Genomic DNA, 12,678 nt, shown 5'->3' with positions numbered 1-12,678 from the left:
GAATTTCAGGGCTTTTTTTATTGTGTCATCAACGACTTTTTCTTTTCTAAAACATTAACATCTGCAGGTGCTACAACTGTTCCCTTTATTTTTAAAGGAACTTTACCACCTTCATAATTCACAGCATTGGATTCTACAGTAATCGTTTTGCGTATTGGACCTGGGTTCATGTTATATTTCACTTCAATTTTTCCTTTTTTTCCAGGTAAAATTGGTTCTTTCGGTGTACTTGGAACAGTACAACCACAAGTAGATTGCACATTAGTAATAATCAAAGGTGCATCACCTGTATTGGTAAATTCAAAAACTCTAATTCCATTGTCTGTTTCCTTTGTAACAGTACCATAATCAATAGTGTTATCTTTGTCTTTAAATTCAATTTTAGCACCACTTTGGGCCTGAGCTGAAATACCGATAGCAATAACAGCTATTAACGACATTAATTTTTTCATATCAATTAATTTAGCAAGTAAAGTTAGATTTGTTTCCGTAAACTTACAAAAAATTTTCTTCTTTTTATATTTACGCAGTTTCCTTACTTTTGCATATAAATTACAAAAAGTGTACCAAAGTCAATTCTACATACTTTTTCAAGAACGAGTCTGTCTTTAGACTCAACTATTCTTTCCCGTTGCCCCATGCAAAGGTTACACGGGCAGGAGAGCTTACACACGTATTTTTTTGTAAAACGATTTCAGTTCAGCTGAAACATTATTTTAATAGTTTAAAAATCAATAAAAGATCATGATACCTGCACAATTTGAAGCAAAATCAGTAGAAAAGAAATGGTATGACTACTGGATGGAAAATAAGTATTTTCACTCGAAGCCTGACCACAGAACACCCTATACGATTGTAATCCCGCCACCTAATGTAACCGGAGTGTTACACATGGGGCATATGTTAAATAATACGATTCAGGATGTGTTAATTCGTCGTGCCCGCTTAAAAGGTTTCAATGCTTGTTGGGTTCCCGGAACTGATCATGCTTCTATTGCTACCGAAGCTAAAGTAGTAGCGAAATTGAAATCAGAGGGAATCAATAAAAACGATTTAACCCGTGACGAATTCTTAAAGCATGCTTGGGAATGGACCGACAAATACGGTGGAACAATTTTGGAACAATTAAAACAATTGGGTTGTTCTTGTGACTGGGATCGTACTAAATTTACTATGGATCCGGATATGTCAGCTTCAGTTATTCGTTCTTTTGTGGATTTATACAACAAAGGAATGATCTACCGTGGTTACCGAATGGTTAATTGGGATCCAGAAGCAAAGACTACTTTGTCAGATGAAGAGGTTATTTATGAGGAAAGACAAGGTAAATTGTACCATTTGAAATACCAAATTGAAGGTTCAAACGAATTTGTTACTATCGCGACAACTCGTCCGGAAACAATTTTAGGAGATACAGCTGTATGTATTCACCCTGAAGACGAGCGTTATTTCCATTTGAAAGGAAAAAATGCAATCGTTCCAATTTGTAATCGTGTAATTCCAATCATCTTTGATGAATATGTGGATATGGAATTTGGTACTGGATGTTTGAAAGTAACTCCAGCTCATGATGTAAATGATAAAGAGTTGGGTGCCAAACATAACTTGGAAATTATCGATATTTTCAATGAAGATGCTTCCTTGAATTCGTTCGGATTGCATTACCAAGGTAAAGACCGTTTTGTGGTTCGTGAAGAAATTTCAAAAGAATTAGAATCACTTGGGTTGATGGCTAAAATTGAAACTCATACGAACAACGTTGGTACTTCGGAAAGAACTAAAGCGGTAATCGAACCACGTTTATCGGATCAATGGTTCCTGAAAATGGAAGATTTGGTGAAGCCAGCTATAAAAGCAGTTCTAGAATCGGATGAAATTAAATTATATCCAAGTCGTTTTAATAATACTTACGCGCATTGGTTGAACAATATCCGCGATTGGAACATTTCTCGCCAGTTATGGTGGGGCCAACAAATTCCAGCGTATTATTACGGTGAAGGGAAAGAAGATTTTGTTGTGGCTGAAACTCCTGCTGATGCTTTGGAATTGGCAAAGCAAAAAACAGGAAATGGGAATTTACAAGCAACTGATTTGCGGCAGGATGCAGATGCATTAGATACATGGTTCTCTTCTTGGTTGTGGCCGATGGCCGTTTTCGGAGGAATTATGGATCCCGAGAATGAAGATTTCAACTATTATTATCCAACGAATGATTTAGTAACTGGTCCGGATATTTTATTCTTCTGGGTTGCCAGAATGATTATTGCGGGATACGAATATGCCGATGCAAAACCGTTCTCGAATGTATATTTGACAGGATTGGTTCGTGATAAACAAGGCCGTAAAATGTCAAAATCATTAGGTAATTCACCCGAACCGCTTGGATTGATCGAGAAATTTGGAGCTGATGGAGTTCGTGTTGGTTTATTGTTGAGTGCCTCGGCAGGAAATGATATTTTATTCGATGAAGAATTATGCAATCAAGGTAAAGGATTTGCGAACAAAATCTGGAATGCTTTCCGTTTGATCAAAGGATGGGAAGTGGCTGATAGTGAACAGCCTGAATCGTCTAAAGCTGCAATCGATTGGTACGAGGCTAAATTGCAAAAAGCATTAGTTGAAATCGAAGATAATTTTGAAAAATACAGAATATCCGATGCATTGATGGCTATCTATAAATTGGTTTGGGATGATTTCTGTTCTTGGTTCCTTGAAATGATTAAACCGGGATACCAACAACCGATTGACAGAGCAACTTTTAATAAAGCCATTGAAATGTTGGAAGCAAACCTGAAGTTATTGCATCCATTTATGCCTTTCTTAACTGAGGAAATATGGCAGTATATTGCTGACAGAACACCAGAAGAGGCTTTGATTGTTGCACAATGGCCGGAAATGAAACCTTACAATGAAAAAATCATCACTGATTTTGAATTGGCTTCGGATGTAATTTCAGGAATCAGAACCATCAGAAAAGACAAAAACATTCCATTCAAAGATGCTATTGAATTGAAAGTAGTTAATAATGAAAAGGCAGCTAACTTTTTTGATGCTGTAATTATGAAGCTAACCAATATTAGTACCTTAGAATACGTTACTGAAAAAGTAGATGGCGCATTGTCATACCGCGTTAAATCGAACGAATACTTTATTCCGATTACAGGTAATATTGATATTGAGGCTGAAATTGCTAAATTAACGGAAGAATTGAACTATATCAAAGGCTTTTTGAAATCGGTTCAGGTGAAATTGTCCAATGAAAAATTTGTGGCCAACGCAAAAACCGAAGTTATAGACAATGAACGCAAAAAAGAAGCAGACGCTTTAGCAAAAATAGCTACTATTGAGCAAAGTTTAATGAGTCTTAAATAAGCTAAATTATTAAATCCCATCTGTTGATGGGATTTTTTTTTATTCTGCAGTGACAGGATCAATAATGGTGTGTACTTTATTTACTGCATTGGCTGGGAAACCGCCTTTTTGCGCGTGTTCACGAACCATTTCTTCGTTGGGTGCATTGTAAATGCAATAAATTTTATTGCCCGTAACATAACTATGAACCCACTGTATTTGTGGTCCCAAATCACTTAAAACTCCACAGGATGTTTGCGAAATGGATTTTAATTGTTCTGTCGTCAAATCGCCTGCACCGGGAATTTCTCTTTCAATAACATACTTTGGCATAATAAAAAATTTTGAGTTCCTACTCGTATGGCTTTTCGGTTTTGCCCCGTTTTTTTATATGGTTTCTGGATTCCATAAACAAGTAAAACACAATGGGTAAGTATTTGGAAATCAAAGTATAAATATACGAAAAAGCTTGAAGAGAGTATGGGTATGGCAGTAATCTTTATTTAAGTAATTCTTGTCAATTCTTGCTAAAATTCAACTTTTTTGCAGTATTGTTAAGGGAATCGCTTTGAAAAGAGTTACTACTCCGGTAATTAGAATTAACAGTAGAACCATGGTTTGAAATTGTTTTTCTGACATTAGATTCACAATTTTCTTTCCGATATATGTGCCTGTAAAACTTACAATTAACAAAATAGGAATTAGATACAAATCGTCTTTATGTACAAAACCATTTAGCGAGTAAACGACACTTCGACTAGCATCAATCCCTAAATCTATCAATGCAGATGTTGCAATGAATACGTTAGCCTGTAAACCATATGACGCCAAAACAACTCCTCGAATTGCACCGCCAGTTCCTAAAAGGCCTGCCGTAAATCCGGAAATACTACCACCTAGAATAGCATTTGTTCTAGTTGGTTTCAATCTTTTATTTCTAAAAAAAAGGAGCAACACGCTTAGGCTTATCAGGAATAGAGCAAGGAGTAGTTCCAGTAGCTTTGAAGAAATGGATTTGCTTAAGAATGCACCCAAAATCACAAATAGAATAGAAGTAATTCCCATGTTGATTACCAGCTTCTTGTCAAAACCATCCCTAAAGAAATAGATCTTAGAAATATTACTGGACAGATGATAAATTGCAGTTACACCCAATACAGAGTGAAAATCCAAGAAATAACCAGCTATGGGTACAAAAAGCATCGATGAGCCAAAACCCCCGACTGTTCCTACAATTTCTGATAGTAATGCCAAGAGTATAAAATAGATCAGAAGTTCAACTGTCATGGTAGGTGTGCTGATTTACTATAAATGTAATGAATAAACTGACAATTGTCACGTAATTATAGTAGTTATTCCGTAATTTTAGTATCGGAAAATTATTTTTTACATGAATAAAGTACTACTAGTTTCTCTGTTAGTAATGTTTTCTTGCGGAAAAAAAGAAACAAATGAAATTCAACCTAAAAAAGGAGCCGTTACCGAAAGTGTATATGCTTCAGGTGTAATCAAAGCAGATAATCAATATACGGTTTATGCTACTGTTAGTGGTGTTTTGCAAGATATCAATGTTAGCGCCGGGCAATCCATAACTAAAGGTCAATCTTTATTTGCAATCGAAAGTGAAAAAGCACAATTGGCTACAGAAAATGCGCGTTTAGCCTATTTGATGAGTCAGGAAAGCGGGCGGTATATTCAAGATAAAATTGCTGAGGCGGAATTACGCGTACAAAGTGCGAAAGATAAATTGGCTCTCGATGAATCAATATACAAGCGTAGTAAGAATGTTAAGGAATACAATGCCATTTCAGAAGTCGATTTTGAAAAGACGGAATTAGCTTATAAAACTTCAAAAGCGACCTACGCGACTGCTTTAAAACAACTTTCTCAACTTAAGGCTCAATTGGCAAATGAACAAAGTAGAAGTAAGGTGAATCTAAAAATCAATCAAAAAGCCCAAGGTGATTTTACCATAAAAAGTGCTTTTTCCGGTGAATTGTTTGATGTTTTGGTAAAAGAGGGAACAATGGTCAATCCACAAACACCATTGGCCATCATTGGGAAGAAGGATAATTACATATTGGAACTTGAAATTGATGAGAATGATATGGTTCGCGTGACTGTAGGTCAAAAAATAGTAGTAACGATGGATAGCTATAAAGGACAAGTATTTGAAGCTTCGGTTGATAAAATTTATCCTATTATGGATATTCGCTCCAGAACTTTTAAAATTGAAGCTCATTTTGTAAAATCGCCGCCTAAATTATATCCCAATCTTACAGCAGAAGCGAACATTATTATAAATTCGAAAAAAGATGCGCTAACGATTCCCCGTAATTATCTCATTGATGATAATTATGTTTTGGTTAATGAAGATGAAAAACGAAAAATTAAAATTGGTTTGAGTGATTATCAAAATGTTGAAGTTCTCGATGGTTTGAAAGCTAATGAAACTATTTATTTACCCCAATAATGAATTGTAAACTCGTTTTTTCCATTGCATTGCATTTAATGCGCTCCCGATTGAAACAAACTGTGATTGCAGGTGTGGGAGTAACATTTGGTATAGCCATGTTTATTACTTTGGTTAGTTTCATGTATGGAATGAATGATTTGCTTGATGGTTTGATCATTAACCGTACACCTCATGTTCGATTGTACAATGAAATAAAACCTTCCGAAAACCAACCTGTCACTATTTCAGAAAAATACAAAAATGATGTGAATTTTATCAATTCTATTAAGCCTAAGGATAGAGGAAAATCTATTTACAATGCTAAAGCAATTATTCAGAGTTTAAAGCAGGATGACAGGGTATTCGACGTTGCACCTAAAATTACTACTCCTGTTTTTTTTAACTCGGGAACGATTGAAATTTCAGGTGTTGTTAATGGTATTGATGTGCTTACGGAACAAAAACTTTTTTCCTTAAACGATTATATGGTAGAAGGGAAAGTGGAAGACCTGCAGCAAAATAATAGTATCATCATTGGCAAAGGGTTGTCGACTAAAATGCTTCTTAAAAAGGGTGATATTATCAAGATAACTACGCCAAAAGGGAGTTTGACTTCAATGAAAATTGTAGGAATTATTCAAATTGGGATTGCTGAAATAGATGATGTAACCAGTTACACTTCATTGGCTATGGCACAAAAAATTTTGGGAGTTCCAAAAAGTTATATTACAGATGTTCAAGTAAAAATTAATGATATTGACTTGGCTCCATCATTGGCTAATGAATATCGAACAAAGTATAGCGTCGATGCTATAGATTTTCAAACGACGAATTCACAATTTGAAACGGGTACGACTATTCGAAGTATTATTTCCTACGCAGTAGGTATTGTATTACTTATCGTAGCAGGATTTGGTATTTATAATATTCTCAATATGATGATATTTGAAAAAATGGATAGTATTGCCATTCTCAAAGCCACTGGTTTTTCAGGTGCAGATGTGAAATGGATTTTCATGTTTTTATCTATGGTAATTGGGATTTGTGGTGGTGTGTTGGGACTTATATTTGGGTTTGTTTTTTCGAATATTATTGATGTGATACCGTTTAATACGGCTGCATTGCCTACAATAAAAACCTTTCCGGTAAACTATAATCCGTTGTTTTATATTATAGGAATAACATTTGCTTTAATTACCACTTTCATTGCAGGTTTGTTTCCTGCCTTAAAAGCCAGTAAAGTTGATCCTGTAGAAATTATTAGAGGAAAATAATGAGTACAATTGTTTTAGAGACTAAAAAATTAACCAAATATTTTAATGATCCTGTCCGCATTCAGGTTCTCAAAGAAATTGATTTGCAAGTGGAACATGGTGAGTTTGTTTCTATTGTGGGAAAATCGGGCTGCGGGAAGTCTACCTTATTATATTTATTATCGACTATGGATACGGATTATGAAGGTGAGATCATTATGGATGAAGAGTTGATTACAGGTAAAACCGACAAAGAATTAGCTCAAATTCGCAATGAAAATATAGGTTTCGTTTTCCAGTTTCATTATTTATTGAACGAGTTTAATGTATTGCGAAACGTGATGCTGCCTGGTTTGAAATTGGGCCGTCTATCCGAAGCAGAAATAGAACATAATGCAATTGAACATCTTCGAACATTGGATATGCATGAGCATGCCTTAAAAATGCCGAATCAATTGAGCGGTGGACAAAAGCAGCGCGTTGCGATAGCAAGAGCATTAATTAATAATCCCCTTATTATTATGGGAGATGAACCTACTGGAAATTTGGATAAGAAAAACAGTGATATTGTGTTTGATATTTTCAATCAATTGACGCAAGAACACAATCAAACCTTATTAATTGTAACACATGATCCTGATTTTGCCAATCGCACCCATCGAATCATAACCATGGAAGATGGTAGGATATTAATTTAATTTAAATCTCCAATTAACTTACGAAGCAAGGTTCAGTAGCCACTTTTAAATGAGATTCGCCCATAAATTTCCCCCATTCTGCTAAAGCATTCAACAATGGAATTACTGTTTTGCCAAGTTCGGTTAATTCATATTCTACTTTAAGTGGTGGCTTACTGGTATAGACCGTTCTTGAAATTAAACCATCGTTTTCTAGTTCTTTAAGTTGTATACTTAATGTTCTTTCGGTTACCATGGGTATTTCTTTGCGTAATTCATTGTATCTCTTTTTAGAAAAAAGGTGAATTAAGATTACGGTTTTCCATTTGCCTCCAATATATTTCATCGCAAGACTTGTACTGCAAGGAAATTTTTTATCGTCTATTTTATACATTTTTTAAACTATACAATTTGACCGTTATTGCAAATGTATTAAACTATAAATAGTTTTGCAACTATAAAAAGTATAGTTTAATTTAAAAAGAAAATATGGATTTTTTAGAATTGGCTCAAAAGCGTTATACAACTAAGAAATATAATGCCAATGAAAAGTTATCGGATGAGGTAATTACTAAATTGAAAAACATTTTGCAGTTGTCACCATCTTCAATTAATAGTCAACCGTGGCATTTTATTTTTGTATCCAATCCAGATATAAAACAAGAACTTGCTGAGGCTTCTTATTTTAACGCTCCTAAGGTGTTAGAATCGAGTTACACGGTGGTGTTTAGTGCGATTGATGATTTGGATAAATTTGAGCAGCAAATCGAAGCTAATTTACCTGAAGGTGCAGTAGGTTACTATCGTCAGTTTATAAAACCATTGCCGGAACATGAAATCAAAGCCTGGTTGCAACATCAGGTGTATTTATCATTAGGTTATTTTTTATCGGCGTGTGCTAGTTTAGGAATCGATTCGACACCTATGGAAGGTATTGAAAAAGAGAAATACAAACAGATACTACAATTGGAAGATTACCAGCCTTTGTTTGCTGTAGCGATTGGAATACGAGATGAAAATGATGCAAATCAACCCGAAGTAAAGCCTAAATCAAGATTACAAGTTGAACAAATCATAACTGAATTGTAAGACATAGTTTTTATTACTTACACTTTTAGTAAAAGCTCATGAAGTGTAAGTAGTTTTTTTATACCAAAATAGTAACGGTAATTTCTTGGTCTTTTTCTAAATGGCATTTGATTCTAATGGCAGCTTTTAAGGGTAGGAGATAGGTGTTTTGTTTAGTATCAAACCAAATAGCTGTTTTCCATTCCTGGTTTTCAATTTGTACGGTAGCTTTTAATCTGCCCCAACCTTCCTCTTGCCATTTTAAGTTTTCTCTTATCTCTTTTGAAATGTCCAGTGGGAGAGATACAAAATACCAGCCATTAGGCCCTTCGTATTGCCATATTGTTGCAGAAAAGGTGTATTTGATGAGGTTGGGCATTGTGATTATGAATTTCCACGTTGTTTTCAGATGAGCACAGGATGGAGTTTATCGTAGTTACTTGATGATTACTTCAAAATGATCCAATAAGCCTTTTACATTCTCGTTGGAAAAAATAGCCTTTTTGATTTTATTCTTAACGGGATGAATCGAAAAGTTGTGGCTGCTATATAAGTCGGCTTTGGTTAAATCGGTATCTGAAAAAACAGCCAATCGTAAATTGCAGTTGTCAAACAAGGCTTCTGTTAAATCGCTTTCCATAAAATCGACAGAAACCATACTGCAATTGGTAAACTGCATTCTTTTTAGCTTTAGTTTGTAAAACATGGAATAATCCAATAAGCAATTCGTGAAATGGAATTCGTAAATTTTTTGATCGGTCATGGCAAAATTCACGGATGTAAAATCGCAATCATTGAATTGCACACCACGAAGTGCCACATGACCAATTTTAGTTTCTTTAAAATTACAATGATTGAAGGTACAGTCAACAAATATGGCTCCTACGAAGTTGCATTGGGTAAAATCACAATGGTCGAAAATACAGTTTTCGTATTCGTTGTTACTGATTTCGTATTGTGAAAAAGTATGATGGTTGTATTCTTTGTCGTAAATAAATTCTGCACTCATTTCATTAAATTTGGTGCAAATATAGTTTATTCTTGATCAGCAATTTTTCTCAATTTATCCAAATTGATAGGTTTGCTTAGAAATTCTTTAACGCATTTGTATTGTTCGGCTTTAGCTTTGTCTTCGAGTGCAATAGAAGAACTAGCGATATAAATGATACCTTTATGATCCATTTTTTTCTTCAAGTGGCAAAACTCTTCTAAAAATTCCCAGCCGTCCATTTCGGGCATTTCTAAATCTAGAAGGAGAACATCAGGAAAATCTGTGGTTGATTCAAAATAGTTCAACGCCTCACTTCCATTAGCAAAATCACGTGTTTCACCAAAAAGATTAGTTTTTTTAATGAGCTTGTGCGTCACTAATTTATAAATAGGGTCATCATCAATGATGTATATTTTCTTTTGCATTGTTAAAATAAATTTTAAATGTTGTCCCTTCGTTTACTTTACTCTCGACTTCTATTTTGCCTTTCATGGCATCGATTTGGTTTTTGGTGATGAATAAGCCAATTCCTCTCGATTCTATGTTATTGGTAAATGTTTTGTACAAACCGAATAACTTCTTGCCATTTTTTTTCAAATCAATCCCAATACCATTGTCTTGAATTTCCAGTACAAGATAATTGTTTTCTGTATACGATTGTAATTTAATTTCTGGTTTTCTGTCCGGATGTTTGTATCGGATAGAATTTGAGATAAAATTAAGAAGCACACTTTCTAGATAAGCCGGGTTAAAATAGACGGTTGTGCTATCCGAAATGGTATTGATAATGTTGGCTTCATATTTGGATATTTTATTATGAAGCACTTGTAATGTTTTATGGATGTATTTATTAAGCTCAAGTTTTTCAACTACCTGATCGATGTTAGTTTGTATAGAAACGACTTCATTCAGGTTGATCATTGTTTGACTTAATGTTTCTGAAACCGATTTAAGTAATCCTAACATTTCATTTCGTTCTTCCTCGTCTTCGCTTACTTCAATCAGATTGATCAATGATTCAATATTACTGGTATGTGATCTAAGGTTGTGAGATACGATATGTGAGAAATTTAACAATCGTTTGTTTTGCTCGGTAACTAATTTTAGCGAGTTGTTAAGATCAATCTCAAATTGTTTTGATCTTGTAATATCAATTAATATACCTCGGAAACGGGTTGAGGTTACTTCTTCGTGGTAAACACTCACGATGTCTCTTACCCAAACAACGTTACCGTTTTTATGAATCATTCGGTATTCAAAATCGAATGGTGTTTTGTCTTGTGCACATTGATTGCTATAATCAATTACCCAATCTTGATCATCAGGGTGTATTATTTTTCGCCAGAACATTTCATCCGACATCCATTCTTCGGGTGTATAACCCAAAATGTCAAATGATTTCTTACTCACAAAACTTACTCCCGGATCTTTTGAATTTCCTTCCCAAACAACTCCGTCAATACTATCAATGATATCGTTTATTTTTTGTTTGGATTCTAAAATTTCTTTTTCGGTTGCTTTTCTTCTGGAAATATCTTCAATAATGGCAATATGGCTATTTGAATTTTCATTCTTTTCCCAAAGTGGTGAAATTGTGATTCTGGCCCAAATTATATTTCCATTTTTATGAAAATAACGTTTTTCCATTGAAAATTGACTGATTTCTCCACTACGGAGCTTTTTCATATTATCAATGTCTTCTTCCAGATCATCAGGATGGGTAATCATCATGAAATTCATTTTCTTGATTTCATCCTTATTGTAACCTATTAGTTCACTAAACTTATCATTAGCATCAATAAAATCTCCTGTAATCGAATTAGTATGAATAATTCCCAAACCAGCGTGTTCAAATATCGATTTGAATAAAAGTTCGCTCTGTGTTATTTTTTTGGTTTGCTTTTTTACCAATTCTTGTAATTCAGCCGGTTTTTTTAAAAGGGTAGTGGTGAAAAATCCAGAAAGGAAACTAACAAATAAAGAAAATAAGGTAAGAATTATATATTCTGGTAAATGGGAATTTTTTTTGGAAATAATGTAAAGTTTCCAATCTCCCTCTGGTATATCGACTACATTAAATGGTTTGTCGCTGAAGTCGGATTTGTCTTCCAAGAAAAATTCATTTTTCTTAGTTATCGGATTAACTTTTGAAAGTTGAAAATAATATTTATCGCTTTTAAAAGAGCTAATACCTGTTGATTTGATGAAATCATCAAATTTTACAATGACTGCAGAAAAACCCCAAAATTTCCCTTTTTTAAAAATAGGTAACCTTCCCACAACGCCCAAACCGCCTTGTTTAAGTTCTACCGGACCCGAAAAATAAATCGATTTAGATTCGATAGCTTTTAATGCAGCAGCTCTATGTAGTGGATGATGTAAAATATCAAAATTAGTAGCGGCTTCATTTCCTTTGAGTGGATAGGTGTATTTAATTACTCCGCCTGGAACTAATTGAACAGCATTGATATTTTCGTAGCTCTTAACGAGATTTTCTGCAATCTGTTCGAAGTTTTTGGGTTCTCCTGAATCGTTAATAGATAAAGCGAGTGTAATGACAGCTGCGTAATTATTTTTTAAATTTTGCTCTATGTTTTTCTTGACAACATTTAGGATGTTGTTCATCTCATGTTTTTCATTTTCGTTATTAACTTGGTATTTAAAGAAAATGCTGAGTCCTAAAACGAAAAGAAAGAAACTGAAAACAATACAACCAGAAGCTTTTGGTCGAGATAAAAACCAATTGATTAGCGTCGTTATTTTCTTTTCAAAATTCACTTAAATCCATTTTTAGCTGGCAAATATAGCTAAAAATCAGACAAATATAGATGAGAGATACGGAAATTTCAGACACAAAAAAAAGCCCACCTACCGGTGGGCTTT

13 protein-coding genes are annotated in these 12,678 nt (G+C 34.3%); 5 read left to right on the top strand and 8 right to left on the bottom strand.

What is annotated here, in order from left to right; all coding sequences use genetic code 11:
* Positions 1 to 17: 17 nt before the first annotated feature.
* The gene (locus ACFO7M_RS07010) at positions 18 to 452 is read right to left on the bottom strand and encodes a DUF1573 domain-containing protein (protein WP_379713519.1); all 435 of its coding nucleotides are present in this window, start codon (positions 450 to 452) and stop codon (positions 18 to 20) included.
* Between the two features lie 289 nt (positions 453 to 741).
* On the opposite strand from ACFO7M_RS07010, the gene ACFO7M_RS07005 reads away from it, so the two are divergent.
* Complete coding sequence (locus ACFO7M_RS07005) at positions 742 to 3,372, top strand: valine--tRNA ligase (RefSeq protein WP_379735510.1); 2,631 nt, start codon at positions 742 to 744, stop codon at positions 3,370 to 3,372.
* A 39-nt stretch (positions 3,373 to 3,411) separates the two neighbouring features.
* Here ACFO7M_RS07005 and ACFO7M_RS07000 read toward each other — a convergent pair whose 3' ends face one another.
* Complete coding sequence (locus ACFO7M_RS07000) at positions 3,412 to 3,684, bottom strand: DUF4242 domain-containing protein (RefSeq protein ID WP_379713516.1); 273 nt, start codon at positions 3,682 to 3,684, stop codon at positions 3,412 to 3,414.
* Positions 3,685 to 3,885: 201 nt separating this feature from the next.
* Positions 3,886 to 4,638, bottom strand: a complete 753-nt coding sequence (locus tag ACFO7M_RS06995) for a sulfite exporter TauE/SafE family protein (RefSeq protein ID WP_379713513.1) — start codon at positions 4,636 to 4,638, stop codon at positions 3,886 to 3,888.
* A 103-nt stretch (positions 4,639 to 4,741) separates the two neighbouring features.
* Here ACFO7M_RS06995 and ACFO7M_RS06990 point away from each other — a divergent pair, with 103 nt between their 5' ends.
* From ACFO7M_RS06990 to ACFO7M_RS06980, 3 genes are read left to right on the top strand one after another with little or no spacing between them, the layout of a single operon-like run.
* Positions 4,742 to 5,824, top strand: a complete 1,083-nt coding sequence (locus tag ACFO7M_RS06990) for an efflux RND transporter periplasmic adaptor subunit (RefSeq protein ID WP_379713509.1) — start codon at positions 4,742 to 4,744, stop codon at positions 5,822 to 5,824.
* Entirely contained in the window at positions 5,824 to 7,080 is a 1,257-nt protein-coding gene (locus tag ACFO7M_RS06985) for an ABC transporter permease (protein ID WP_379734807.1), read from the top strand. Before ACFO7M_RS06990 ends, ACFO7M_RS06985 begins: the two co-directional genes overlap by 1 nt.
* The gene (locus tag ACFO7M_RS06980; RefSeq protein WP_379734805.1) at positions 7,080 to 7,757 is read left to right on the top strand and encodes an ABC transporter ATP-binding protein; all 678 of its coding nucleotides are present in this window, start codon (positions 7,080 to 7,082) and stop codon (positions 7,755 to 7,757) included. Before ACFO7M_RS06985 ends, ACFO7M_RS06980 begins: the two co-directional genes overlap by 1 nt.
* Before the next feature lie 13 nt (positions 7,758 to 7,770).
* On the opposite strand, the gene ACFO7M_RS06975 is transcribed toward ACFO7M_RS06980, so the two are convergent.
* Entirely contained in the window at positions 7,771 to 8,130 is a 360-nt protein-coding gene (locus ACFO7M_RS06975) for a winged helix-turn-helix transcriptional regulator (RefSeq protein WP_379734803.1), read from the bottom strand.
* A gap of 95 nt (positions 8,131 to 8,225) precedes the next feature.
* Here ACFO7M_RS06975 and ACFO7M_RS06970 point away from each other — a divergent pair, with 95 nt between their 5' ends.
* The gene (locus ACFO7M_RS06970; RefSeq protein ID WP_379734802.1) at positions 8,226 to 8,825 is read left to right on the top strand and encodes a nitroreductase family protein; all 600 of its coding nucleotides are present in this window, start codon (positions 8,226 to 8,228) and stop codon (positions 8,823 to 8,825) included.
* 58 nt (positions 8,826 to 8,883) lie between these two features.
* Here ACFO7M_RS06970 and ACFO7M_RS06965 read toward each other — a convergent pair whose 3' ends face one another.
* The 4 genes from ACFO7M_RS06965 to ACFO7M_RS06950 are packed head-to-tail and all read right to left on the bottom strand — an operon-like array spanning position 8,884 to position 12,573.
* Positions 8,884 to 9,183 carry a DUF1905 domain-containing protein gene (locus ACFO7M_RS06965; RefSeq protein ID WP_379734800.1) on the bottom strand — a complete coding sequence of 100 codons (300 nt, stop codon included), beginning with the start codon at positions 9,181 to 9,183 and terminating at the stop codon, positions 8,884 to 8,886.
* A 57-nt stretch (positions 9,184 to 9,240) separates the two neighbouring features.
* On the bottom strand, positions 9,241 to 9,813 hold the full coding sequence (locus ACFO7M_RS06960) for a pentapeptide repeat-containing protein (protein ID WP_379734798.1): 573 nt from the start codon (positions 9,811 to 9,813) through the stop codon (positions 9,241 to 9,243).
* A 26-nt stretch (positions 9,814 to 9,839) separates the two neighbouring features.
* A complete protein-coding gene (locus ACFO7M_RS06955) occupies positions 9,840 to 10,220 on the bottom strand; it encodes a response regulator (protein ID WP_379734796.1) in 381 nt (126 codons plus the stop codon).
* Complete coding sequence (locus ACFO7M_RS06950; protein WP_379734794.1) at positions 10,195 to 12,573, bottom strand: PAS domain-containing protein; 2,379 nt, start codon at positions 12,571 to 12,573, stop codon at positions 10,195 to 10,197. The genes ACFO7M_RS06955 and ACFO7M_RS06950 overlap by 26 nt, the downstream gene beginning before the upstream one ends.
* Between the last annotated feature and the right edge of the window lie 105 nt (positions 12,574 to 12,678).

The organism is Flavobacterium sp. GCM10023249, assembly GCF_042653365.1.
GTDB lineage: Bacteria > Bacteroidota > Bacteroidia > Flavobacteriales > Flavobacteriaceae > Flavobacterium.
This window is presented reverse-complemented; position numbering and strand designations above follow the sequence as displayed.

Coding starts and splice junctions, on each gene's coding strand:
- ACFO7M_RS06985 (WP_379734807.1), top strand. CDS start 5,824: ATGAATTGTAAACTCGTTTTTTCCATTGCATTGCATTTAATGCGCTCC.
- ACFO7M_RS06990 (WP_379713509.1), top strand. CDS start 4,742: ATGAATAAAGTACTACTAGTTTCTCTGTTAGTAATGTTTTCTTGCGGA.
- ACFO7M_RS06960 (WP_379734798.1), bottom strand. CDS start 9,813: ATGAGTGCAGAATTTATTTACGACAAAGAATACAACCATCATACTTTT.
- ACFO7M_RS07010 (WP_379713519.1), bottom strand. CDS start 452: ATGAAAAAATTAATGTCGTTAATAGCTGTTATTGCTATCGGTATTTCA.
- ACFO7M_RS06970 (WP_379734802.1), top strand. CDS start 8,226: ATGGATTTTTTAGAATTGGCTCAAAAGCGTTATACAACTAAGAAATAT.
- ACFO7M_RS06975 (WP_379734803.1), bottom strand. CDS start 8,130: ATGTATAAAATAGACGATAAAAAATTTCCTTGCAGTACAAGTCTTGCG.
- ACFO7M_RS06955 (WP_379734796.1), bottom strand. CDS start 10,220: ATGCAAAAGAAAATATACATCATTGATGATGACCCTATTTATAAATTA.
- ACFO7M_RS06965 (WP_379734800.1), bottom strand. CDS start 9,183: ATGCCCAACCTCATCAAATACACCTTTTCTGCAACAATATGGCAATAC.
- ACFO7M_RS07000 (WP_379713516.1), bottom strand. CDS start 3,684: ATGCCAAAGTATGTTATTGAAAGAGAAATTCCCGGTGCAGGCGATTTG.
- ACFO7M_RS06980 (WP_379734805.1), top strand. CDS start 7,080: ATGAGTACAATTGTTTTAGAGACTAAAAAATTAACCAAATATTTTAAT.
- ACFO7M_RS06995 (WP_379713513.1), bottom strand. CDS start 4,638: ATGACAGTTGAACTTCTGATCTATTTTATACTCTTGGCATTACTATCA.